The following is a 23159-nucleotide window of genomic DNA, read 5'->3' on the forward strand; positions in this document are numbered from 1 at the left end:
TTGCCAACAGGTAAGCCATGACAAGCGAACGCAATCCCCTCGGCGCATTCCTGCGAGACCGTCGCACACGTTTGGATCCGGCAACCTTCGGATTGTCGGGACGCCGCAGGACTCCGGGACTCCGACGGGAGGAAGTGGCGCAACGTGCCAATATCAGCCCTACCTGGTACACCTGGTTGGAACAGGGCCGCGGCGGAGCGCCTTCCGCCGACGTCCTGAACCGGATCGCAAACGGCCTGATGCTGACCGAACCTGAGCGCGAGCATCTTTTCATGCTCGGCCTCGGTCGTCCGCCGGAGGTTCGCTATCGTTCCGTCGAGGGTATCAGTCCGCGCCTGCAACGGCTGATCGATACACTTGACGCAAGCCCGGCTCTGGTACGAACCGCTGCCTGGGATATCGTCGCCTGGAATAAGGCTGCGACCGTCGTCATGACCGATTACAACCAGCTTGCGCCGGGCGATCGAAACATTCTGCGCCTCTTGTTCTGCAATCCAACCATACGCAACGTTCAGCATGACTGGGAGGCCATGGCCCGGTTCGTCGTTGGCTCGTTCCGAGCCGACGCGGCCCGAGCCGGCGCCACCTCCGAAATCGCGGAACTGGTCGAGGATCTCTGCCGGGCCAGCCCGGAGTTCGCCGCCCTTTGGCAGGAGAACGAAATAGTGTCCCATGGAGAAGGGACCAAGCGCCTCAAGCACCCGATATTGGGTGACATCGAGCTCGAGTATTCAGGATTCGCGGTCGATGGCAGGCCGGATCTCAACCTGGTCGTCTACAACCCTGTTGATCCGGTCGTGACTAGGCGTATTCGGACCTTGGTCAGAGAAGGCGATCGCGACAGCGGCCGGTAAATTTCGGTGGTTTAAGCGCGGCTCGCCAGCAGTAATCGCTATCTCATTCACCGTTGATCCTCGCCGTCGCGGTCAGAAAATCGAACGCGCTCGTGGTGCCTGTTGCGAAGCAACTCTGATGGCGGGCGCAACCGCTGGCAACGTGCGATGGCATTTAGGAAGCGAGCCATTCCATGATCCCTCCCGACCGGTTATAAAACTGGACCTCGCCGCGCTATGGGATGGACAATGTCCTCGGAAATTCTTGGCAACCCCATCTTTCAGTTCGTCTCGCTCGTTGTTCTCAGCGCAGTAGCCAGATTGATTTTCGGCAGGAATCCGACCCTGCGGCTGATCGCAAACATGGCGTTCTTCGCCCTTTTGACCATCGTTCTTCTCTCGCATGGGATTGAGCCGTACGCTCCAGATACAACGGCGGAAGACCTTTCCCGGCGCATCTTTGTCGGTCTTGCCAAATCCGTCTGGTGGATCGGCGGCGCCATGGTACTCGTCAGCTCAGTACGACTTTTTCTTATTCTCGAACGAAAACCGCGCGAGGGCCGCCTGATCCAGGATCTTGTCGTCGGGGTCATCTATCTCGGTGCCGGACTTTCCGTCATCGCCTACGTTTTCAGCGTGCCTGTGGGCACACTGATCGCCACCTCGGGCGTCTTCGCGATCGTCCTCGGCCTTGCTCTTCAGAGTACGCTGAACGATGTTTTCTCTGGCGTCGCATTGAATCTCGGCAGACCGTATACACTGGGCGACTGGATCGTTCTCGATGACGGCGTGCAGGGCCGGGTCGTTGAGACCAACTGGCGCTCCACGCATCTTCTGAACAACATGAACGACGTCATTATCGTTCCGAACAGCACCCTCGCCAAGCGACGTCTCACAAATCTCACCAGCCCCGACAAGGCTCACGGCGTTGAGATCAGGGTCCGCGTCCTGCCCACGAGACCTCCGTCGGCGATCGAGGAAACGATGCGAGAAGTGCTGCTGAGCAGCAACCTGATCCTCAAGGAGCCAGCCCCTTCCGCGACCATCGTTGCCTTGGATGGCAATGGCATCGAGGCTGAACTGTCGTTTCGAGTGAGCGACATCGGGCGAATATCCCAGGTGAAGAACGAGATTTACGATCTCGTGTTCAGACATCTGAAAGCGAGCGGTCTTCAGCTGTCACCACCGGCTGGCGACGCACCAATCGACCTAAGCGCCGGTCAGGACGGACTGCTTCTGAAGCATCCGGGCTCCGCGTGGCGGCTGGTCAACACCGTTCCGCTGTTTGCGACACTGACCGAAGAGGAAAAGGAAACACTGGCCGCGAGCATGAAGCGGCAGACCTTCCGAAAGGGGGCTGTGATCGCCGCCCAAGACACGTCATTGTTGTCGCTCATGGTCGTTCGCAGCGGCGTCGCGGTCGTGGAGCGGGAAGCGAATGGCGAGCATATAGAGCTGACAAGGCTCGCTCCGGGCGACCTCTTCGGAGAGCGTGGCGTCCTCATGGGCGCGCTCGAACCTGGAAATGTCAAAGCGCTCACCTTCGTCGTGGCCTATGAGATCGCGAAGGAACAATTGGCAGCCGTCATGCGCCAGCGGCCTTCGCTCGCCGACGAGTTGGGCGTACTGCTGTCCCGGCGAATTGACTCGGAAAAACATCTGTTTGGCGAAGAGATGCTGTCGGAAAACAGCCATCCCTCGACACTCACGGCAAAGATCAGGCATCTCTTCGAAATCCAGCACGTGATACGATATCGCCCGGAAGCGACGATGCAGGATCGCGTCTCCTAGGCGTGGTCTACTCTGCTCGATGTGAAGTCTGGCAGCCAAGAAAATGGCGGTCAGGTCATGCGCCTGAAACGCGACCGAGAAATGCTGTCAGGTCCTCCCAACCGTCGCGATGCGTCGTCACGGCCACATAGCCATCTGGCCTTACGAGACACATTCCGTCCACATCGGATGGGCTGCGAATATCCCCATCGATCAGGTTCATGTAGTCTTTCAGACGAACGGCCGCTTCTGCCGGATCTGCGGCAACGAGCGAAAAGTGGGCGCCTTTGCTTCCGAAGGTGCCGAAACCCGCCATCCGGTGGCCGGGTCTTGGGAAGCCAAGGCCTTTCATCTCCGGCCCGTTCAGAGGACTCTCGTCATAAGCAACGGCCAGCTCGGACAGACGGTCCGCGGCTATGTGGTTGACGAAGGAGAGGCCAAACAGCTTTCCGATCAGAAAATCCCTCACCGCTTGACCGGCAACATTCTGCATCATGCCGACGCGCAGCATTCGCCCGGAATCCTTCAGGACCTGCGTCGCGTTCGCACTGCGCTCTATGCTGTAACTGTTGAGAAGAAGCTCGGGATCGCCTCGATCCTCGATGACCAGGGCCAGTTTCCAGGCCAGATTGATCGCATCCTGGATGCCTGTATTCATGCCTTGCCCGCCTGCCGGACTGTGGATGTGAGCAGCATCGCCAGCGAGGAACACCCTGCCCGCCCGGAAGTCTTTCACCTTGCGTTCGTTGATGGTGAATGGCGCAAGCCAGACGCAATCACTTACGACCAGGCCACCCGGTCCGCGTTGATCGACGATCGTCTGGACATCGTCGAGCGTCAGGTCGCGCTGCGGTTCCGCGCCCATATCGGCGATCACACGGTAGCGACCGGTCGCGATGGGAAAGAAAGCGACGATGCCGCTCCTGTGCCAAAAAATCGGAAACTCGTCTTCCGCCATGTCCAAGCCGGACACATGGACGTCGGCCAGCAGGAAGGTTCCCGGAACCGTATCGCCTTCGAAGGGCATGCCCAGCTGATGCCGGATCGGCGAGTGCGCTCCGTCGCATCCGGCCAGCCAATCTGTAACGATCAGTTCCTTGCGGCCATCCGGGTGAACAACGGTGCTCGTCACCGTCTTGCCGTCATCAACGAAATCGACAAACTCGACGTTGCGCTCGACCTTACCTCCGAGAGCTTCGAGTTTTTCCTCGAGCACCCGCTCCGTCTCCGATTGCGGAATCATCAAGACGAACGGGAATGGCGAAGCGAGTCCATCAAAGTTCACCCGCGCTATGGTCTTCTTGCCGGACATGATCTTGACGACGTGCATCTTGCGCCCAGTCTCGATCAATGCGGGCGCGGCTCCAGATCTGTCCAGCAATTCTAGGGTCCGGCTCCAGACCGCCAGGGCCTTTGACTTGTCCGTGCGCGAGGGAGACTTGTCGATAATTCTGCAGGGCACACCGAAGCGGATAAGTTCGAGTGCCAGCGTCAGACCAACCGGGCCCGCGCCGGAAATGAGGACGGAAGTCGGCATGTAATTTGCTCCTTGTCTCCTGCTGGCCAGCAATCTGCCGACGGCACTTTAATTTACGATCCGCTTCATTTGATCAAGGCGAGTGGGACGGAATCTCCTCCACCCCACATTCGATCTTACTGCCATTGACCGTCGGGAAGACGGCCGTGGTATGGCGTATCCCGGCAATGGCCCCATGGTCCGAGCCAATAGCCTGGAGGGCAAGGGTTGGAAGCGACCGGCGGATAGTACGGTGGCGGATAATAGGGTGCCGCGTAGCGCGGGCCTGCAAATTCCGCTCCAAGAGCTGCACCAGAGGCAGCACCGAGCGCGTACCATCCGGCATTGTTCCAGCCGCGCCAGTGATCGATGAACAGGGCGGCCGGCCCGTTGGCGCCCGTAAGGCTCCCTTCCAGCACCGTCACGTCGAATGTGAGCGTCGTGCCGTCGAGCTTCGGTGACTTGAGGGTCACAACGGCGTCGCTAACATCCGAACCGCCACCCAGGACCGAAACAGTTGCGTTCGGAGGATCCTTGTCGAAACTATCCGGACCTTCCGCCCATTGCTTGACGATCTCCGCCGTGGTGACGTGACCCGCCGCGCGGACGGGCCGATCGGCGAAGACGATTGCGTTGGTCGAAGCGCCACTTAGGACAAGCTTGTCCCCTTCGAGCTTGGCACCATCGGCATTGATGACGAGGAGCGAAGCAACTGGTGTCTGCTGACTGACCTGACCGACCGTCTTTTGGAGCGGCACGTGCGGCGGGGCCTTGGCCGTGCCCTGCGCAAGGACCGCTCCCGCAAGAAGCGTCACCGAACCGGCAATGAGGAAGCCGAGCGTATTCATGCATGTCATTGTCGAAATCCTTACAGATGGGGGTTGGTGTGAAGGCGATCGGCGATCAGCCGCCGCCGTGCGCGGCGGCGTAGTCGATGCCGGCCTGCACTTCGGCCATCGCCTGTTCCACGAGCTCGGCTGCGCGCTCCTTGTGGCCACCCTTGTTCGGCGTCGCGCGATGCAGGGAGTTAAGTGCGTTTTGAAGCTGACGGAGGGCTGCCTCCATGTTGCCTTGCTCGGCAAAGGCGGGCGAGGACGCCATGCCGGCGACCGACCCGGCTGCAAGCGCAAGCCCCGCACCTGCGAGGACATTTCGGCGAGAAACTATGAACTCGGACATTTCATCTTTCCTTTTGAGCATGAGGGACTACTGGTGGGCTGAGGCTGACGGCTTATTTCCAGCTGCCGTTCGGCAGGCGGCCAGCCATTCCGACGATGAATGCAACTTTCGTTTCATCTTCATTCCTTATGGTTTTCATCAAGCACTGAGAGACGCTCCAGACCTTGGCGCCGGGATCGAGATCAGAGGTCACCGGACCGCCGAGATCGTTTGATGTGATTCTGGTCGACGAGCGTGTGGCGCCGCCATGTGCCTATCGCCTACAGGAGTGAGCCGGGCTAACCTCGGCCCCGTTTCCTCCGCGATCGATGGCGTGGGGATACCCGATGTCGATCGGGTTACGCATCACCACTTCTGGGTATGCCGGAGAGACAAGAGCGGATTATTTCGTTTCTCCCGACGGAACGACGTCTGATCATTGGAGGATGAAGAATGAAATGCATCGCCACTGCAATTTCCCTGACCGTCTGGTCGCTGGTCCCCTGCCGGCACTAGCCGAGAACGGCACCGTTCAGCTTCAAAGCAAAGACAAGATCGAGCGCAAGCAGGTCAGTTACGACTGCGGGCCCGCCGGTCGTCTGGCCGTCGTCTATGTCAATGCCGACCCCAACTTCCTTGCAATCGTTCCTTTGCCGAGCCAGCCGCAGCCGACGATCTTCGTCTCGGTGCTCTCGGGTTCAGGCGCACGCTATGCTGCGGGAAAATATGTCTGGTGGGCCAAAGGCCCCTCGGCAAACCTGTACGACAGTACGGCGGGCGATAGTGCAGCACCGGCATTGACCTGTATCGAGGTCAAATAGACAGAATACACAAGGCGCAATCGTCAAAGGACTTTGGCGACTGCCCGCACCATTGTTGCGACACCAAGCGCGATGATGAGCGCGGGTAATATCACGCCGGTGTTCAGCCGCAGCGACATGAGAACCCCGATAAGCGCGAAGACCACGCCGGCGATCAGGCGGGCGGGCGTCTGGATGTTCAGCCATCCGACGATCCTCGCCAACCGAGCGCTGTCCAGGATCGCGTTCTGGTGCGTCGAACTCAATCCTCATCGCTCCGCCGCTTCCGCCTTGCGCGGCGTTTTGAACGATCTGCCGAAAACGCGATCCCTCGCCTCTTTCGACGACCAGACGCGTGCCGGCTCCAGATGACATTCGTGACATTGATATCGGCAGGCCGCGATCGGAAATCCGGACTCCGGATGGTGGAACGTTGCCGAGTGGGCTTGCGGCCAGTTCGGCCGGGAATATGCTTGCTACCGCGTTCTCAGCTGACCAGAGAATGATCGTCGTAAGGAGTGAAGGATGGCAGGCGCGGAGTGCGGCGAAACCGACGGTTTGATCGATTGGCTGATCGCCGAAGGACTATCCGTCAATGGCATTGACGCTATTCTTGAAAGGCTCGTCGAAAAGCTTCTCGCGCTTGGCTATCCGCTCGTGCGCGTGTCCATCGCCATGCCATCGATCGACCCGATGCAGCGGGGCTTTGCGGTCGTTTGGTTGCGGGACACAGACCTATCGACCGAGGTACAGGGGCACGGCGAAGCAGGACAAGACATGTTCGAGCGATCACCGATATTCTATCTCCTGTCCAATAGCTTGCTGCATGGTCGCTGGCGGCTGCCCGAGCCCACGGGCACACCATCCTTTCCGCTATTCGATGAACTGGCGAGCCTCGGTGCAACCGATTACCTCATGAAGCTTGTTCCCTTTCCGGGGGAAACGGCGCTTCAGGGTGTCGGCATTTCATTTGCAGTCGATGGCGCGCATGGCTTTACGGCCGAGCAGCTTACGGCGATCGACAGGATCACCCCAGCGTTAGGGCTCGTCTGTTGCCGGATCGCTGCCATGCGTGTCGCGATCGACACGCTCGCCGTCTACACTGGCACACGAACGAGCGGACGCATCTTGAGCGGCGAGACGCGACGCGGCGGCGGCGATGCGATCTACGCGGCCATCCTGTTTGCGGATCTGAAGAACTTCACCTCGCTCAATGAGGCATGGGCGCCGGGGACGATTGTTTCCTGGCTCAACGAGAGCTTCGAGGCCATCGTCAATCCAGTGGAAGCGCATGGCGGAGAGGTCTTGAAGTTCATGGGCGATAGCGTCCTGGCGATCTTCCCAGTCGATACCGCCGACGTGACGGACGCCTGCGGACGCACGTTCTCCGCTGCAAAGAGTGCCATGCGGGCGACCGAAGAGCTCAACCGCGACCGTGTCGAACGCGGAGACCCTGCGATAAAGATCGACATCGCCCTGCATGTGGGCGAGGTCTTTTATGGCAATGTCGGCGCCTCCAGGCGCCTCGATTTTACGGCGATCGGCAGTGCGGTCAACGAAGCAGCCCGGATCGAGACCCTCGCCGATACGGTCGGGCACAGCCTTCTGGCCTCCGCCGTCTTCGCCGCCCAGGCACCAGATGGCTTCCAGCCAGTGGGCACGTTTTCGCTCAAGGGCGTCGGAAGACCGACCGATGTCTTCGCCTGGATTCGTTGATCGCGGGTACCAAACGTTATCGCTTCGGTATCCGATCACTACGCTCAAAGTCCGAGTTGCTGGAAGAAATCGCAGCGGCGTGATCAGTAGTAGGCGCCATCCTCCAATCAAATTCGGCGTTTAACCCGTCGTTTATCGTCTTTCTTGTTTTGAGACATCCGGGACGCTGTTTTTAACAACCTGGAAAACGCTCGTGTGTTTTTTGGACAGCGTCGGATTTTCGATAGGAGATGAGCATGATGCTCGATAATATTTCGCCACTGTTCTGGATTGCCGTGAGTGCGTTTGTATTCTTTCGCTGGGTGGTAAGTGACATGAACCGTCGCGGCTAGGCGAAAGCGGCGTCTTCGGCCACGGTTGGCACAACCTTCGGGCAGACGGCTCATTCGGAAGCGTCACGCAGCTTCGATCCCCTACCGATCCGTATTGCCGCCATCGGCCAATGGAACGAAAAGCCCGAGCTTCACGTCACGCAGCACCACGTTGGTGTGCATCCGTCGAATTTGAGGGTTCTCCGCCATGATCATCGCGGCGATATCGTCATAGTGCTCGACATCCCGCGCGGTCACGATGGCGATAAGATCGACGGCGCCGGTGACATAGTAGACCTGCTGGATGTGCTCCTGCTTTTCGGCCCAAACACGAAATTTGGCGAGCGCGTCGTAGTTGTCGCGCTCGATCTCCATGCCAACGATGAACACCATCGGTGTTCCCGTTGCTTTCCGATCCACGACGGCGATTTCCGCCTTGATAACCCCGTCTTCGCGCAAGCGTTTCAGACGCCGCTGCACGGCAGACGTGGACAACCCAACTTCTTCGGCGATCGCCTCGGCGGTAAGCTGGCAATTGCGCTGCACGATGTCGAGAATATCGCGATCAAAGCGATCCAGGCTTTCCATTCCGTCTCTCTCCATAACGACCGGCATCAGCCGGCGACATCTTCGTTCTCACACAAAACATGCATGCAGAACACATTTTTGCATTTTATAGGCAAATTGGCCGAAAAGTGCGCGCAAAATCCGCTCAAGCACGCGATATTCTCCGCGAATTATTTCTAACGGAACTACGTATGGCAGAGCTGTCCTCCCAAGCACTTCGCGTGGAAGAACTCCACAAGAGCTTCGGGTCACACCAGGTCCTCAAGGGCGTTTCAACCACGGCCAACCAAGGGGACGTGATTTCCATCATCGGCTCGTCTGGCTCGGGCAAGAGCACGTTTCTGCGATGCATAAACCTGCTTGAAATGCCTGATCGCGGCCGCGTCATCGTGAATGGTGAGGAAGTCGCGCTGAGGCGGTCGCGCCAGGGCCAGATGCAGCCCAAGAGCTGGCGGCAGGTCGAGCGGATTCGGAGCGGCCTGGGGATGGTGTTCCAGAGCTTCAATCTCTGGGCTCATATGACGGTTCTCGAAAACGTCATCGAGGCGCCAGTGCATGTTCTCGGCATCTCCCGCCGCGAGGCGACAGAGAAAGCGGATGCGCTGCTCGCCAAGGTCGGCCTTTACGACAAACGCGATGCTTATCCGGCATTTCTTTCCGGTGGCCAACAGCAGAGAACCGCGATCGCCCGCGCGCTCTGCATCGACCCGGCAGTCATGCTCTTCGACGAGCCGACGTCAGCACTCGATCCGGAACTCGTAGGGGAAGTGCTCAAGGTTATCCGTGACCTTGCTGACGAGGGTAGGACCATGCTGCTGGTCACGCACGAAATGCGCTTTGCTCGCGACGTCTCAAACCACGTCCTCTTCCTGCATGAGGGACGTGTCGAGGAGGAAGGTCCTCCGCAACAGATCTTTGACGCTCCTCTCAGCTCACGCTGTCGGGAGTTCACGCGAACGGTACATTCCTGACCATCATTCATTCACACACAACTTTGCCAGGAGAATTCTTTCCATGAGACTATTTTCGATTTTGCTTGCAGGGCTTGGACTGACCCTCTCTTCCTTGACGGCACAAGCCGAGGTTCGTTTTGGCATCATGAACGAGTCCTATCCGCCATTTTTCGCCAAGGATGCTTCCGGCAAATGGCAGGGCTGGGAAATCGACATGATGAACGCCGTTTGTGAGCAGATGAAAGAGGAATGCTCGGTCGTCGAACTCTCCTGGGACGGCCTCATTCCGGCACTTCAGAGCAAGAAGTTCGATGTGATCTGGTCTTCGATGGCCAACACCTCGGAGCGCTCGAAGGTTATCGATTTTACCGACAAGTACTACAACACTCCAAGCACGCTGATCGGCCCCAAGGACCAGAAGACCGGCGCCACGGCTGACGACGTGAAGGGCAAGACCATCGGCATCCAGGTATCGACAGTCCAATCGGAATACTACAAGAAGTACTTCGCCAACGTAGCCGACGAAAAGACCTATCAAACGCTCGACGAGGCCTTTCAGGATCTCCTGGCCGGTCGTATCGACTATGTCTTTGGAGATTCACTGGCGCTCGACTCTTTCCTGAAGAGCGATGCCGGTTTGGACTGCTGCGCAAAGATGGGTGATGTGGCCGACGACAAGGACGTTCTCGGTGCCGGTGTTGCGGGCGGCTTGCGCAAGGAAGACACCGACCTCAAGACAAAGCTCAACACCGCGATCGCAGCTGTTCGCGCAAACGGCAAATACGACGAAATCACCAAGAAGTACTTCGATTTCGACATCTACGGCGCCAACTAAGCGATCGGATCGATGGCGGCTTCCCAACAAGGCATTCTGGACCTGCTCTCCCCCTATCCGCCTGGATGGGGCGGGGTGCTGTTAAGTGGAGCCGCCTCGACGCTCGCCATATCCGGAGGGGCCTTCCTGATCGGGCTTGCCCTCGGTACCGGCGGAGCGCTTGGGAAGCTGTCCGGCATCAGGCCGCTTCGTCTTTTGCTGGAGCTTTATACCACAACCATCCGTGCGGTTCCGGAGCTAATCCTGATCGTCGGGCTTTACTACGCAGGAATGGACGGTCTCAACCGCATCTTCGCGATGCTCAACCTGCCCGCTTTCGAGCTGAACGGCTTTGCCGTTGCCATCGCCGTTCTTGGCTTTGTGCAAGGCGCTTACATGACAGAGGTTTTGCGCGGGGCAATCCTCGCCATTCCGGTTGGCCAGATCGAGGCCGCGAAAGCGTTTGGAATGGGTCCGCGTTTGCGCTTTCGCCGAATCATCCTTCCAGCCCTGCTGCCGAATGCGCTGCCGGGCCTTGCCAATCTGTGGATGTCCATCACGAAGGACAGCGCTCTGGTGGCCGTCGTCGGCTATCAGGAGCTCGCTCTCGCCACACGGCTCGCGGGCGCGAGCACCAAGCACTACTTCGTTTTTTTCCTCGCATCCGCCCTGCTCTATCTCGCGATCACGCTTGTTTCGAATGCCATCTTCAAGGCGATCGAGCATCGCGTGCGCCGCGGCCAACCGAAGCTTGCCTGAGGAGATGTTATGACTTTCTCATGGGTAAGCTCATATTGGCCGCTCCTGCTGACAGGCGCATGGCAGACACTGGCTTTGCTGGTGATATCCGTCACCTTCGGCTTCGTTATCGCAATCGGCCTTGCCTTCGCACAGGTCAGCGGCGGGCCGATCCTGCGATCCCTCGCCCGCGGCTACTGCACCTTCTTTCGCGGCACGCCGCTGCTGATTCAGCTATGGTTGCTCTATTACGGCGTCGGCTCTCTTCTGCCGATGATCCCCGGCATCCGGCAGAGCCTGCTATGGCCTATCTTGCGCGAAGGTTTTTTCTTCGCGGCCCTCAGCTTCACCCTGAACTACGCGGCTTACGAAGCGGAAGTACTCCGCGGCGCCTTGCTCGCCGTCCCCAAGGGCGAACTGGAGGCAGGCCGGGCATTCGGCATGCGGCCATTTACCCTGACGCGGCGAATTTGGTTGCCACGCGCCATTCGTATCGCGTTGCCGACGATCGGCGGCGAAATCGTCATGCAGTTGAAGGCAACACCCCTGGCCTTCACCGTCACGGTCATGGATCTCTACGCCGTCGCCACCAAGGTTCGCCAGGATACGCTGCTCGTCTACGAGCCGCTGATCGTCGTGACCGCCTTCTATCTCATCATCACCGCCATTATCGCACGCGCCTTTCGCTTCCTGGAGGCGCAGGTGCCCGTACGACGCTGATCCCGCGTCAAGGAGAGGCCGCAACTCTCCGACGACCAAACTATTCTGGAGATCCTTTTCATGAGCAAACTCTATATTCTCGATGGCGGAATGAGCCGCGAACTTCTGCGCCTCGGAGCAGAGCTGAAGCAGCCGGAATGGTCGGCGTTGGCGCTCATCAATTCGCCGGAGATCGTCCGCCAAGTACATGACGAGTTCATCGCCGCCGGTTCCGACGTCATCACTACGAACAGCTACGCCCTCGTCCCATTTCATATTGGCGAGGAGCGGTTCCGCACCGAGGGTGCCGAGCTGATCGCACGTTCCGGCCAACTTGCTCGCGAGGCGGCTGACGCGTGCAAGGACCGCAAGATATTGGTCGCTGGTTCGTTGCCGCCGATCTTCGGCTCCTATGAACCGCAGAATTTCGACCCTGAGCGGGTACAGGACTATCTCAAGGTCCTGGTGGAGAACCTCGATCCCTACGTCGACGTCTGGCTCGGTGAGACGCTCAGCCTGATTGATGAAGGCCAAGCTGTTCGGACAGCGGTCGCCGGGACGGGCAAGCCTTTCTGGATTTCCTTCACGCTTGCCGATGATGCCGTGCAAACCGATGGTGCGTCTCCGAAGCTTCGGTCCGGCGAACCGGTCGAGGATGCGGCCCGGTGGGCCATCTCATCAGGGGCGGAAGCCCTGCTGTTCAATTGCAGCAAGCCCGAAGTCATGCGCGCGGCAGTGGATACGTCGGTTCAACTTGCCAAGGGCGATAAGGCCGACCTCCGGATCGGCGTCTACGCCAACGCCTTCGAGGGAGAGCAGGGAGGCTCTGCCGCGAACGAAAGCCTTCATACGACGAGACAGGATCTGAACGACGATGTCTATTCGCGTTTCGCTTGCTCTTGGGTCGATGCCGGTGCCACGATGGTCGGCGGATGCTGCGGGATTGGCGCCGGACACATTCATCGGCTGAAGCAGGCTCTTGTTCATCGCGAGGGCTTTTAAACCAACCTCGGCGATGGAGGATTGGAACGGCAGCTGCCGCCCGGCGGCGGCCGTCGTACAACCACTCTGGCCTCGGCTGCAGCCCGCACGCCGTATTCCGAGTAAAGCGACGGCGGTTGAAAGTAACCGCCAAGGAAATCCTTTTCGATTTCCCGCACACCGTTTTGCTCGCTCGGTGTGGATAAGAATTACCTGTTGTACACGATAAAAAATCTGATTTACTGGCGCCGTGTTGCTTTCTTGGCTTAGGGGGATATGGCCGATGGTATGGACACGCAGGAGTTTTTTGCATGGCGGGCTGGCGGCGCTTGGCGCCGCTGCGATAGCAAAGCCCGATCTAGCCTCGGCAGCATCCTATTTTGATGGCACATCCGTCGACAACGGCGTGACTTTTCGAAGGACGAATTTCGCCGTCATCGACAAGCAATGGCACCGTCAGGTCGTCAAGTATTTCAGTACCGAGCCGATCGGAACAGTGGTTGTCGATACAAGGCATCACTTCCTTTATCTGATCATGGAGAACAAGACGGCGATCCGCTACGGCGTTGGCGTCGGCCGTGAGGGCTTCAAATGGTTCGGTCGCGCGACGATCGACCGCAAATCGCTTTGGCCACGGTGGACACCACCACCGGAGATGCGAAAGCGCCATCCGGAGCTTCCCGAGTCCGTCGATGGCGGCTCGCCCAAGAACCCACTCGGCCCGCGTGCCATGTACCTGCACCGTGATGGCGTCGACACCGGCTATCGCTTCCACGGCACGCTGGAACCGCAGAGCATCGGCAAGGATGCCTCGAGCGGCTGTATCCGCATGTTCAATGAAGATGCGATCGACCTTTATCAACGTTGCCCCATCGGCACGGCGGTTCAGGTTCTGCCACATATTGCAGATCAGGCTGACAAGACCACTCAGGTTAGCGAAGGAACTTCGGTCGAATGAGCAATACACTGCAGATGCCCATCCGGACCCCTTTCGCTAAATTGCTGTTATCGTTGGCCTTAGTCGGTGCGCTTTCCGCCTGCACCACGAAGGAGATCGCCTCGGTCGAGGAGCCGGTGGCGACGCCGATGACGGGGCAGACCAACGATCCGGCGCCCGGTTTCGAGAAGGTCGCAGCCGGCAGCGAGGAGGACTTTATTCTCAACGTCGGACGACGGATCTATTTCTCGCAGGACTCCGCCACGCTGGATTCCGTCGCGATGGCAACGCTGGACAGCCAAGCAGCCTGGCTCACCAGGAACCCGACCTGGCTGATCAAACTGCAGGGCTTTGCTGACGATTCCGGCTCAGCGTCGAAGATGGAAACCCTATCCCAGAAGCGCGCCGACGCCGTCATGACTTACCTTGCCTCCAAGGGCGTCGATACCAGCCGCATGTGGGCCAAGGGATACGGCAAGGACCGAGACGTGCGGGACTGCGCCGAACGTTCCTGCAAGGTGCAGAACCGGCGCGTTGTTGCCAATCTCCGCACGGAGCGCGATGCGATCTGACGTTGCTCGTCTTTGAGATGCCTCGGGCGCGAAGCCGAGAGTTGCCAAGTCGGCCAACTCTCGGCGCTCTTACAGTGCAACAAGCCCTGAACTGCCGGCAACGCTCCCGCGTTTGCAATGGGAATTGCGCCCAAGGGCGGGACAAAGCGACCAAAGGTCGCCCTTCCACCAGCATTAATTCGATGGCAACACCGGAGTACCGTTGCTATGTGGGCTAACTCGATATCAGCAGAATCGTGGAAGATCGAATGTCCCAGGACTTCAACGCAGAGCTTCACGCCCGACCGTCAATCTACTTCGCCGGCCCGGCATTCGTCGAACATCTCGCGTTCATGTCCAGGGGCCAGAATGATCCCGTCATCGACAGACTGAAGACCGACGCGGACGCTCTCCACATCCGCACGCAAGTCGAACGACACACCGAATTTGTCACGATCACGCGTGTCGTCCAGCTTGACGCCGACGCACACGAATGGCCGGTGTCGGCGACATCCTCTCTCGGGACTGACGGAATCTCCGAGGCCGATCTTATCTGCCGAATTGGACTGCTGGTAAACGGAGCCGCGCCGGCGGAACTCGGCCCCAGCCTCAAGCAATTGGGTTTTCAGGAAACCGCCGCGTCGTCGATCGGTGGCGGAGCAGCAGTGGTTTGCTCGGATTTTCGCGTTCGACCGGGAGAAGGAAGCAGGATCGCCCTCTTCAACAACGACCTCAATGCCTACAGGCTCGGACGAATGGTGCGACGGATCCTGGAGATCGAAACCTATCGCTCCATCGCCCTGATGGGGCTGCCGGAGGCACGCCGGCTGGCGCCGCTCCTCAGCGAGTTTGACGCCAGATTGATCGAGCTTAGCGATCGCAACCTGACGATTCCGACCTCGGAGCATAAGCCGCTTCTCGACGAAATATCGGCGCTTTCGGCCCGGGTGATCTCGGCAACAGCCGAGACGCGCAACCGCTTTGGCGCGACCGCCGCATATGCGCAAATCGTCGAAGAACGGATAACGGAACTACGGGAAACGCACGTACCGGGATTTCAGCGTTTCGGCGTTTTCGTTGCGCGCCGCTTCAAGCCTGCTGTTCGCACCTGCGCTGCGACCGCACTGCGACTCGACCAGCTATCGCGCGCCGCGACACATCTGGTCGATCTCCTTCAGACCCGTATCCAGATGGAAATCGAGCTGCAGAACACGATCCAGATCCAGGCCATGGCCGATCGCGCGGCTACACAGGTGAAGATCCAGCGGGCCGTCGAAGGTTTCTCGGTCATCGCGATCAGCTATTATCTGCTGAGTTTGCTGAAGGTCGTGTTCGAGACGATAGACCATGCCGGCTACCACATCAGTCCGCTGGTTATGCTGGTTTCCATTCCGATTGTGATCGCAACGGTCGCCCTGACCGTTTTGCGGGTCAAGCATGCGCTTGAACACGGCTAGGGCCGGACAAAGGCCAAGGCCTAATTCGAGATAGGGGCGCCCAAGCTGGTCGATAAGTGACCCATCGCAGGCCGATGGGCGCGTTTGATCCCGTCGCACGTTGCCTGCCGCAGGGTGCAATCCTGGTGACCCGACTAACAGTTGGCAATCACGTCGTTTTCGTCAGCCTACCCGGCTCCGCCTGTGCAATTGCCTTAGCAATTTGGACAGCTCCGATCTCGCTGCCATAGCCTGAAGGTCAGCCTCGCTTTTTCTCCCTTGCGATTTTATCAACGATATGCATTTTTATCTATAATTTTGAATCTGACACCTCGCCATCAATGGGCGATCAACGGAGAGGCGCCTATTTTGCTCAATTACCAAAGCTCAACACCCCGCCTTTCGTTATCAGAAGCGAAAATTATCTATAATACTCCATTCAACGATCTCCTCTTCCGCGCGCAGAGCACTCACCGCCAGCATTTTGACCCGAATGCGGTACAGATGAGCCGATTGTTGTCGATCAAGACCGGAGGATGCGCTGAGGACTGTGGCTACTGTAGCCAGTCGTCTCACTATCCGACCGGGCTCAAGGCCTCGAAGCTGCTAGAGGTTTCGGCCGTTATCGAGGAAGCACAGAACGCAAAGGATGCCGGCGCGACCCGATACTGCATGGGCGCGGCGTGGCGGAGTCCGAAGGACCGCGACATGGACGCGCTCGTCGCGATGGTCGAAGGCGTCAAGGCACTCGGCATGGAAAGCTGCATGACTCTCGGCATGCTGAGCGAGATCCAGGCCAGTAAGCTCGCGCAGGCGGGGCTCGACTACTACAATCACAACATCGACAGCTCTGAGCGCTTCTATCCTGAAATCATCACGACGCGCAGCTTCGAAGATCGGCTCGACACGATCGAAACGGTCCGGGCGGCCGGCATCAAGGTCTGCGCTGGCGGAATTCTTGGCATGGGCGAAACCGTTGAGGATCGCATTTCCATGCTGCTGACATTGGCAAATCTGCCGGTCCCGCCGGAGAGCGTGCCGATCAACCAGCTGATCGCCATACCGGGTTCCAAACTCGCGAACGCGGCACCCGTTGATCCGATCGATTTCGTACGGACCATCGCGCTCGCCCGCATCCTGATGCCGACGTCGCACCTGCGGCTTTCGGCCGGACGCACCGAGATGAGCGATGAAATGCAGGCGCTCTGTTTCTTCGCTGGCGCCAATTCCATTTTCGTCGGCGACACATTGCTGACCGCCGATAATCCCGGAGACGACCACGACGTCTCTCTCTTCCATCGACTGGGCCTTTCTCCGATGCCGCTGGGGCAAGCCTGATGGTATCATCAGTTCTATCGAGCTACGCGGCTACACTCGGCCGACTGCAACGCAAGGCGCGTTTACGCACCCTCTCCCCGCGCCAGGGCCTGGACTTCACCTCCAACGACTTCCTTGCTCTCGCCAACGCACCTCGTCTGAAGGATGCGGTCCAGTCTGCAATGAAAAGAGGGGTGCCCGTCGGGGCTGCCGGATCGCGTCTTCTGCGCGGCAATCATCCGGAGCACGAAACCCTCGAGGAGGAAGCCGCCGAGTTCTTCGGGTCGGAACGGGTGCTCTATTTCGGCAGCGGCTATGCCGCCAATTCCGCCCTGTTTTCGACGTTGCCGCAGCGGAACGACCTGATTGTTCACGACGCGCTGATCCACGCCAGCGTTCACGAGGGCATCACCGGCAGCAAAGCGGTCGCCGTCGGCGCCGGGCATAACGACGCCGGTTCATTCGATGATGCAATTCAGCGCTGGAGGAGGAAAGGCGGTCGGGGTCGCCCTTGGCTTGCCGTCGAAAGTCTCTATTCCATGGATGGAGACAGGGCACCATTGACGGCGCTTGCCGATATTGCGGATCGCCATGACGGCTTCCTCGTGATCGATGAAGCGCATGCAACCGGTGTCCTCGGCAACGACGGCAAAGGACTTGCCGCAGACCTTGAAGGCCGAGAGAACGTCATCGCGCTGCACACCTGCGGCAAGGCGCTGGGCGTTTCCGGTGCTTTGCTTGCCGCGCCCGGCGTGCTTGCGGATTATCTGGTCAACCGGGCTCGCGCCTTCATCTATTCCACGGCGCCCTCGCCCCTCATGGCGGCGGGCGTGCGAGAAGCACTGCGCATCGTCAAAGACGAGCCGGAGCGTCGCGCAGCGCTGCAGCGCCTCGTCGCTCTTCTCGGAGCTCGATTGGAAAGTCAGTTCGGCATCGCCCCAAGCCGCTCGCAAATCCAACCGATCCTGATTGGCGACAACGCCCGAGCGGTTCGAATAGCCCAGGCACTTCAGGCTGATGGTTTCGACATCCGGGCGATACGGCCGCCAACAGTTCCTGAAGGTACCGCGCGTTTGCGGCTGTCCGTGACGCTGAATGCCGACTGGTCGGAGATCATGGCAATGCTGGATTGCCTGGCAGTCACCATGACGGAGCACGGCAGATGAGCCTCCGTTTCGTGGTATCCGGAACGGATACCGGCATAGGCAAGACCATTTTCGCGGCCGGTTTGGCCGGCGCGCTCGGCGCCAGATACTGGAAGCCTGTCCAATCAGGTCTCGAAGAGGAGACTGACAGCGAGGTGGTTGCCAGATTGAGCGGATTGCCTGCGGATCATATCCTGCCGGAATCCTATCGCCTCAACACCCCTGCCTCTCCGCATCTTTCCGCGCGGATCGACGGCGTCGCAATCGACACTGCCCTCCTCACACCGCCGAGTGGCGCTGGCCCACTTGTCATCGAGGGCGCTGGCGGGCTGCTTGTTCCGCTCACAGAGAAGAGCGTTTTCGCCGACGTCTTCGCCCGGTGGAAAATCCCGGTCATCCTGTGTGCACGAACGGCGCTCGGCACCATCAATCATACTCTCCTTTCCGTCGAAGCCCTTCGGAGCCGTGCGATCCCGATAGCCGGCGTTGCCTTCATCGGCGCCGAGAACGAGGAAAGCCAGGCGATAATCGCCGCGATCGCGCAAGTGAAGATACTCGGGCGGTTGCCGATCCTTGAGACTTTGACGCGGGACGCTCTGCGCAGCGCCTTTTCCGAAAACTTCGATGTTGCGTCCCTTATGGAGATGAGCTCGTGATCCCTCGCCCGTCTGGCATCCCTTCACCCAACATGCCGTTGAGGCTCCGATGCAGCGGATCATCGCGACGGAGGGCGCTTATCTGTTCGACGAGGACGGCAATCGTTTCTTCGATGCCATCTCGTCGTGGTGGGTAATTACGCATGGTCATCGTCACCCAAGGATCATGGCTGCGATCCAAGAGGCAAGTGAATCCTATGATCAGATCATCTTCGCGGAATTTACGCATGAGCCGGCCGAAACGCTGGCAGCTGGGCTGCTCGATATTGCACCTCCCGGATTGCGGCATGTCTTCTACTCGGACAGCGGATCAACGGCTGTCGAGGTTGCGATCAAGATGGCGCTTGGCACCTTCCACAACACCGGCATCGCACGCGACCGCATCGTCGTAATGGAGCACGGCTACCATGGCGACACGATCGGCACCATGTCCACCGGAGAACGCGGGGTCTTCAACGCGCCGTTCGAGCCGCTGCTCTTTGCCGTCGACCGCCTTCCCTACCCTGAGGCTGGCCGTGAGCAGGACACCCTCGATGCATTCGAAGCCATCTGCCGTCAGGGGAGGGTCGCAGCAATCCTGATTGAACCTCTTGTTCTCGGTGCCGGCGGCATGAAGTTCTACAGCCACGCGACGCTGACGGCGCTGAGGGAGATCGCGAGCCGCTATGAGTGCCTGTTCATCGCCGATGAGGTGATGACCGGTTGGGGGCGGACCGGAACCCGATTTGCGTGTGAACAGGCCGGCGTTAGCCCCGATATTCTCTGCACGTCGAAAGGGCTGACCGGAGGCTCGCTGCCGCTTGCAGCCACACTCTGTTCAAGTGACGTCTTCGCTGCGCACTACTCCAGCGATCGGCGAAGGATGTTCTTCCATTCGAGCTCGTATACGGCAAACCCGATTGCTTGCGCGGCGGCCGTCGCTAACCTTGAAGTCTGGCGCGACGAGCCGGTGATGGCCCGGATTTCCGAGCTTGCCGCACAGCACCAGCAACATTTGCCCCGCTTCTCGGGGGATCCACGCTTTAGCTCGGTCAGGCAATGCGGCACTATAGCCGCGCTCGATCTTGCCGTGCCGGCGGGAGGCTATCTCGCTGAAGTTGGGCCGCGCCTGCGTGCACTCTTCCGCGAGCGCGGATTACTGATCCGCCCGCTCGGCAATGTGATCTATCTGATGCCGCCTTACTGCACGAGCGCCGAACAGCTCGCCGCCGCCTACGACGCGATCGACGAAATCGCTTCGCTCGTGCTCGAGGAGCAGCGGTCGTGACGCCACTTTCCTCGCGCCTTGCCGGCTTCGGCCACGCCGTGCCGTCGCGCATCGTCCCCAACCGGGAGATCGAAGATCGCCTTGGGCTCGAAGAAGGTTGGATCGAGAGGCGCACCGGTATCCGATCCCGCCACTGGGCGATTGAAGGCGACACGCTCACCAGTCTTGCCGCACAGGCCGGCGGCATGGCGCTTGACGATGCCGGAATTGCGCGAAGCGAGATCGCGCTAACGTTGCTCGCCACCTCGACGCCCGATCATCTGCTCCCGCCGTCCGCCCCCCTGTTGGCGCACAAACTCAAACTGGGAAATTCCGGAGCAATCGATCTTGCCGGGGCATGCTCCGGCTTTCTCTATGCGCTGACGCTGGGTGACAGTTTTGTGCGGGCCCATGGCCGACCTGTGCTGGTCGTCGCAGCCAACATCCTGAGCCGTCGCATCAACATCGACGAGCGCGCCAGCGCGGTGCTTTTCGCAGATGGCGCGGGCGCTGTCGTGCTGGCACCCTGCCGTACCGGACGGAGTGGACTGAAGGGCGTTGCCCTTGCCGCGGACGGAAGCGGCTATGATCTGATCACAATCCCGGCCGGCGGCAGCACCTTACCGTTTTCGCCGGACACGCCCGTCGATCAGGTGCTGATGTCGATGCGTGATGGACGCGAGGTTTTCACCCGGGCAGTCGACCTCATGAGCCGTACGTCGCGGCAGGCTATGATCGAGGCAGCAATAACGGCGTCAGACGTGGCATGCTTCGTCCCCCATCAGGCCAACGCCCGTCTCTGCGACGCAGTCCGCCACGAACTCGAGATTAGCGAGGACAGAATGGTCAGTACTATTGGCGACTTCGGCAACTCCTCCGCCGCAACGATCCCGCTTTCGCTGTCGGTTGCCCATCGGCAGACGCCACTGACCTCCGGACAGTTGCTTATGATGACCGCAGCCGGCGCCGGGCTTAGCGGAGGAGCCGTCGCGTTTGCCGTCTAATTGTGGTTGTCCCGATCTTGCGCGGCTCCCCGCTTGTTGTCTCAGTAAATTGGTTAGCGGGTTTCGCAGCCGCCAGTCTTCGTCCATGCCAAAGCCACACAAAGACTCACTGACGAGAGTTTCAAGGCCATACGTAACGAGACTAGACTCTTACAGCATCGCCCGTTCCCGCACGCCTCTCCGCATCCACTAAACAACGCAATAAACATAGCCATTTATTACGTATCCATGTCTGAACAGCCGTAAGCCCCCTATAGCTATCTGCCTGGCAGGCGCAACAATCGAACCTGTGCCAAAGTCGCCAAGTCATTTCAGTTGGCGCAACCTGGTTACAGCGATTCCGCAGATAGCATGGCCTCCGTCGCAGGCCGCACCGGGTACCTGCCTCGTGGCATTTTGCGAGCCAGTATCCACATTCTCACGATCCTTATCCCGACATGCGCATTGACCCCGCTTCGGCCCGAAGCCCGGTTGGCGCGCGGACAACGCTTCCAAGCCGGAAAAGTACAGCAATGAATGGCATGTTGCAGCGCGCCATCAAACTGCCCACGAAAGCTAAGCGGCATGGAAGCCGCGCATAGCTGACCAGATCGCCCTCGGACGCAAACCGTGACTCCTGCGAAAGCTGAGCTTGTTGAGAAACGGCGCGACATTGATCAGGTCTTGGGAGCCGCTTCCGCGTAACTCCATCCGGCTGGAAACCGTTCGATCGACCGCGGCACCTGTGCTGCGATGTCCCAAGAGCTAGAACAACGCGAACACGCTTCTGCCTCACTACTTTACATCCATCGAGGCGAAGCGATGCCGTGTGCGACCCATACTCGACGCTGGGGGTGACACACACCCGTCTGCCACCCCTCCGGCAAAGCTGTTTGGCCGCCGCCCCTCAGCGAAGAGCATCTTAATGCTCTGAACCAAAGAGTTGGCGGCCAAAGATCCACTTGCAAGCCAATCGGCACCGCCCCAGCAGACCAGAACCGGGCACCCGTTTGAGTACCCCAACCGTGACGGGAGAAATGATGCCTGCCGACAAAGCGTGAGCCTCCATCCAAAGTCGAACTGACATGGTATCTCTCCCCGTGCCCCAACGGATGCATTTGGACGAAACTCCATCCCCGCGATCGCGCTCTCACGAACGGCACTGCTAAGAGCCACTTTACTCGCTGCGGGCCGCCCCCCGTCGCCGACCAAACAACCTCGGTCGAATGGCATAGATGCTAGCGGCGAGCACTGCCGCGATGCCAGCCAATGCGATCACCAGATGCGTGTGAAGCAGAAGGCGGCCGAACAGCGCCTCAACCACATTTCCGAAAAGATAGCCGATCGCCGTGATGCCCACGCCCCACACGACGGCCGCAACCGCATTCAGGATGACGAACTTTCTTGCCGAGATTTTGGACAGGCCGATCGCGACGGGACTGACAGTTCGAACGCCGTAGATAAAGCGAAACGCCAGAATGAAACTGGTCGGATAAGCTTCGAGAAGCTGCGTCGCACGCTCCAGAAAGGGCGAACGAATGAGCCTCTGTACGAGAGACCATTGCGACGCGAAACGGCCGGCGAAGAAATAGAACTGGTCGGCGACGAACGACCCCAGACACGCAGCAATCGCAATCTGCCAGTAGGGGAGAAGATGCCGGTGCGCGAGAATGCCTCCGAGGAAGGCTGCCGTCTCTCCCTCTATGCCAGCACCGACAAAGACGGCTGCCACCCCGTAGCGGGCGATATAGTCCTCAAGCAAATTTTCCGACCTCCTCGCACGCGGCTACGTGTTCGCCCCTGCCAGTTACCGTCGGCGCCAACGTTCAGGCTGGACGAGTGGAACTCAGCCTCGTCCGATCACCGCAATTTAGGATGAAACATCGCTCCTCGCCAAGTTGGCAAATGCGGAATCCGCTGCCGGCAAATTGTCGCTCGTCGAGCGCGTCCCTGCGCAAGGAGAGCAATGAACGAATCGTTGACACGGCCGTCGTCCAGAGTCCGATTCGGCTAAGGCTTTGTATTTTCCGGA

General features: G+C 59.5%; 23 protein-coding genes. 17 read left to right on the plus strand and 6 right to left on the minus strand.

Going from position 1 to position 23159, the window contains the following annotated elements:
* Positions 1-17 precede the first annotated feature (17 nt).
* Positions 18-854 carry a helix-turn-helix transcriptional regulator gene (locus tag FZ934_RS26545; RefSeq protein WP_153273760.1) on the plus strand — a complete coding sequence of 279 codons (837 nt, stop codon included), beginning with the start codon at positions 18-20 and terminating at the stop codon, positions 852-854.
* Positions 855-1082: 228 nt separating this feature from the next.
* Positions 1083-2624 carry a mechanosensitive ion channel family protein gene (locus FZ934_RS26550; protein WP_153273761.1) on the plus strand — a complete coding sequence of 514 codons (1542 nt, stop codon included), beginning with the start codon at positions 1083-1085 and terminating at the stop codon, positions 2622-2624.
* Between the two features lie 55 nt (positions 2625-2679).
* Here the strand turns inward: FZ934_RS26550 and FZ934_RS26555 are convergent, their stop codons facing one another.
* The 3 genes from FZ934_RS26555 to FZ934_RS26565 all read right to left on the minus strand — a co-directional run bounded on the left by FZ934_RS26555 (position 2680) and on the right by FZ934_RS26565 (position 5298).
* A complete protein-coding gene (locus tag FZ934_RS26555; protein ID WP_153273762.1) occupies positions 2680-4140 on the minus strand; it encodes an FAD-dependent monooxygenase in 1461 nt (486 codons plus the stop codon).
* 116 nt (positions 4141-4256) lie between these two features.
* On the minus strand, positions 4257-4496 hold the full coding sequence (locus tag FZ934_RS28755) for a GCG_CRPN prefix-to-repeats domain-containing protein (protein ID WP_432443675.1): 240 nt from the start codon (positions 4494-4496) through the stop codon (positions 4257-4259).
* Between the two features lie 526 nt (positions 4497-5022).
* Positions 5023-5298, minus strand: a complete 276-nt coding sequence (locus FZ934_RS26565; RefSeq protein WP_153273763.1) for a hypothetical protein — start codon at positions 5296-5298, stop codon at positions 5023-5025.
* Positions 5299-5624: 326 nt separating this feature from the next.
* Between FZ934_RS26565 and FZ934_RS26570 the strand changes: the two genes are divergently transcribed.
* Positions 5625-6098: an MliC family protein gene (locus FZ934_RS26570; RefSeq protein WP_194273838.1), complete on the plus strand. Its 474-nt coding sequence runs from the start codon at positions 5625-5627 to the stop codon at positions 6096-6098.
* 23 nt (positions 6099-6121) lie between these two features.
* Here the strand turns inward: FZ934_RS26570 and FZ934_RS26575 are convergent, their stop codons facing one another.
* A complete protein-coding gene (locus tag FZ934_RS26575) occupies positions 6122-6343 on the minus strand; it encodes a hypothetical protein (RefSeq protein WP_153273765.1) in 222 nt (73 codons plus the stop codon).
* Between the two features lie 259 nt (positions 6344-6602).
* Here FZ934_RS26575 and FZ934_RS26580 point away from each other — a divergent pair, with 259 nt between their 5' ends.
* Positions 6603-7793, plus strand: coding sequence for an adenylate/guanylate cyclase domain-containing protein (locus tag FZ934_RS26580; RefSeq protein ID WP_153273766.1), 1191 nt, complete (start codon positions 6603-6605; stop codon positions 7791-7793).
* A 413-nt stretch (positions 7794-8206) separates the two neighbouring features.
* Here FZ934_RS26580 and FZ934_RS26585 read toward each other — a convergent pair whose 3' ends face one another.
* Complete coding sequence (locus FZ934_RS26585) at positions 8207-8692, minus strand: Lrp/AsnC family transcriptional regulator (RefSeq protein WP_153273767.1); 486 nt, start codon at positions 8690-8692, stop codon at positions 8207-8209.
* A gap of 170 nt (positions 8693-8862) precedes the next feature.
* Here FZ934_RS26585 and FZ934_RS26590 point away from each other — a divergent pair, with 170 nt between their 5' ends.
* From FZ934_RS26590 to FZ934_RS26650, 13 genes are all read left to right on the plus strand, one after another.
* On the plus strand, positions 8863-9642 hold the full coding sequence (locus tag FZ934_RS26590) for an ABC transporter ATP-binding protein (protein WP_153273768.1): 780 nt from the start codon (positions 8863-8865) through the stop codon (positions 9640-9642).
* Between the two features lie 43 nt (positions 9643-9685).
* On the plus strand, positions 9686-10459 hold the full coding sequence (locus FZ934_RS26595; RefSeq protein WP_153273769.1) for a transporter substrate-binding domain-containing protein: 774 nt from the start codon (positions 9686-9688) through the stop codon (positions 10457-10459).
* 12 nt (positions 10460-10471) lie between these two features.
* Positions 10472-11197 (plus strand): ABC transporter permease, encoded by a 726-nt coding sequence (locus FZ934_RS26600; RefSeq protein ID WP_153273770.1) that lies wholly within the window; start codon positions 10472-10474, stop codon positions 11195-11197.
* A gap of 9 nt (positions 11198-11206) precedes the next feature.
* Positions 11207-11896 (plus strand): ABC transporter permease, encoded by a 690-nt coding sequence (locus tag FZ934_RS26605; protein ID WP_153273771.1) that lies wholly within the window; start codon positions 11207-11209, stop codon positions 11894-11896.
* A gap of 60 nt (positions 11897-11956) precedes the next feature.
* On the plus strand, positions 11957-12877 hold the full coding sequence (locus tag FZ934_RS26610) for a homocysteine S-methyltransferase family protein (RefSeq protein ID WP_153273772.1): 921 nt from the start codon (positions 11957-11959) through the stop codon (positions 12875-12877).
* Between the two features lie 262 nt (positions 12878-13139).
* Complete coding sequence (locus tag FZ934_RS26615) at positions 13140-13814, plus strand: L,D-transpeptidase (RefSeq protein WP_153273773.1); 675 nt, start codon at positions 13140-13142, stop codon at positions 13812-13814.
* A 14-nt stretch (positions 13815-13828) separates the two neighbouring features.
* Positions 13829-14365 (plus strand): OmpA family protein, encoded by a 537-nt coding sequence (locus FZ934_RS26620; protein WP_153274057.1) that lies wholly within the window; start codon positions 13829-13831, stop codon positions 14363-14365.
* 248 nt (positions 14366-14613) lie between these two features.
* Positions 14614-15801 (plus strand): DUF3422 domain-containing protein, encoded by a 1188-nt coding sequence (locus tag FZ934_RS26625; RefSeq protein ID WP_153273774.1) that lies wholly within the window; start codon positions 14614-14616, stop codon positions 15799-15801.
* Positions 15802-16128: 327 nt separating this feature from the next.
* Positions 16129-17118 (plus strand): biotin synthase BioB, encoded by a 990-nt coding sequence (bioB, locus tag FZ934_RS26630; protein WP_153274058.1) that lies wholly within the window; start codon positions 16129-16131, stop codon positions 17116-17118.
* Positions 17118-18263, plus strand: coding sequence for an 8-amino-7-oxononanoate synthase (locus tag FZ934_RS26635; RefSeq protein WP_153273775.1), 1146 nt, complete (start codon positions 17118-17120; stop codon positions 18261-18263). Before bioB ends, FZ934_RS26635 begins: the two co-directional genes overlap by 1 nt.
* Positions 18260-18898 (plus strand): dethiobiotin synthase, encoded by a 639-nt coding sequence (gene bioD / locus FZ934_RS26640; protein WP_153273776.1) that lies wholly within the window; start codon positions 18260-18262, stop codon positions 18896-18898. The genes FZ934_RS26635 and bioD overlap by 4 nt, the downstream gene beginning before the upstream one ends.
* Before the next feature lie 49 nt (positions 18899-18947).
* On the plus strand, positions 18948-20165 hold the full coding sequence (locus FZ934_RS26645; protein ID WP_246737961.1) for an adenosylmethionine--8-amino-7-oxononanoate transaminase: 1218 nt from the start codon (positions 18948-18950) through the stop codon (positions 20163-20165).
* The gene (locus FZ934_RS26650) at positions 20162-21148 is read left to right on the plus strand and encodes a beta-ketoacyl-ACP synthase III (RefSeq protein ID WP_153273777.1); all 987 of its coding nucleotides are present in this window, start codon (positions 20162-20164) and stop codon (positions 21146-21148) included. The genes FZ934_RS26645 and FZ934_RS26650 overlap by 4 nt, the downstream gene beginning before the upstream one ends.
* A gap of 1156 nt (positions 21149-22304) precedes the next feature.
* Here the strand turns inward: FZ934_RS26650 and FZ934_RS26655 are convergent.
* Complete coding sequence (locus tag FZ934_RS26655) at positions 22305-22889, minus strand: DedA family protein (RefSeq protein WP_153273778.1); 585 nt, start codon at positions 22887-22889, stop codon at positions 22305-22307.
* Positions 22890-23159: the final 270 nt, after the last annotated feature.

The sequence above is a fragment of the Rhizobium grahamii genome (genome assembly GCF_009498215.1).
Lineage (GTDB): Bacteria > Pseudomonadota > Alphaproteobacteria > Rhizobiales > Rhizobiaceae > Rhizobium > Rhizobium grahamii_A.

Coding starts and splice junctions, on each gene's coding strand:
- FZ934_RS26615 (WP_153273773.1), top strand. CDS start 13,140: ATGGTATGGACACGCAGGAGTTTTTTGCATGGCGGGCTGGCGGCGCTT.
- FZ934_RS26625 (WP_153273774.1), top strand. CDS start 14,614: ATGTCCCAGGACTTCAACGCAGAGCTTCACGCCCGACCGTCAATCTAC.
- FZ934_RS26605 (WP_153273771.1), top strand. CDS start 11,207: ATGACTTTCTCATGGGTAAGCTCATATTGGCCGCTCCTGCTGACAGGC.
- FZ934_RS26550 (WP_153273761.1), top strand. CDS start 1,083: ATGTCCTCGGAAATTCTTGGCAACCCCATCTTTCAGTTCGTCTCGCTC.
- FZ934_RS26555 (WP_153273762.1), bottom strand. CDS start 4,140: ATGCCGACTTCCGTCCTCATTTCCGGCGCGGGCCCGGTTGGTCTGACG.
- FZ934_RS26610 (WP_153273772.1), top strand. CDS start 11,957: ATGAGCAAACTCTATATTCTCGATGGCGGAATGAGCCGCGAACTTCTG.
- FZ934_RS26580 (WP_153273766.1), top strand. CDS start 6,603: ATGGCAGGCGCGGAGTGCGGCGAAACCGACGGTTTGATCGATTGGCTG.
- FZ934_RS26545 (WP_153273760.1), top strand. CDS start 18: ATGACAAGCGAACGCAATCCCCTCGGCGCATTCCTGCGAGACCGTCGC.
- FZ934_RS26645 (WP_246737961.1), top strand. CDS start 18,948: ATGCAGCGGATCATCGCGACGGAGGGCGCTTATCTGTTCGACGAGGAC.
- FZ934_RS26635 (WP_153273775.1), top strand. CDS start 17,118: ATGGTATCATCAGTTCTATCGAGCTACGCGGCTACACTCGGCCGACTG.
- FZ934_RS26570 (WP_194273838.1), top strand. CDS start 5,625: ATGTCGATCGGGTTACGCATCACCACTTCTGGGTATGCCGGAGAGACA.
- FZ934_RS26590 (WP_153273768.1), top strand. CDS start 8,863: ATGGCAGAGCTGTCCTCCCAAGCACTTCGCGTGGAAGAACTCCACAAG.
- FZ934_RS26600 (WP_153273770.1), top strand. CDS start 10,472: ATGGCGGCTTCCCAACAAGGCATTCTGGACCTGCTCTCCCCCTATCCG.
- FZ934_RS26565 (WP_153273763.1), bottom strand. CDS start 5,298: ATGTCCGAGTTCATAGTTTCTCGCCGAAATGTCCTCGCAGGTGCGGGG.
- FZ934_RS26620 (WP_153274057.1), top strand. CDS start 13,829: ATGCCCATCCGGACCCCTTTCGCTAAATTGCTGTTATCGTTGGCCTTA.
- bioD (WP_153273776.1), top strand. CDS start 18,260: ATGAGCCTCCGTTTCGTGGTATCCGGAACGGATACCGGCATAGGCAAG.
- FZ934_RS26595 (WP_153273769.1), top strand. CDS start 9,686: ATGAGACTATTTTCGATTTTGCTTGCAGGGCTTGGACTGACCCTCTCT.
- FZ934_RS26585 (WP_153273767.1), bottom strand. CDS start 8,692: ATGGAAAGCCTGGATCGCTTTGATCGCGATATTCTCGACATCGTGCAG.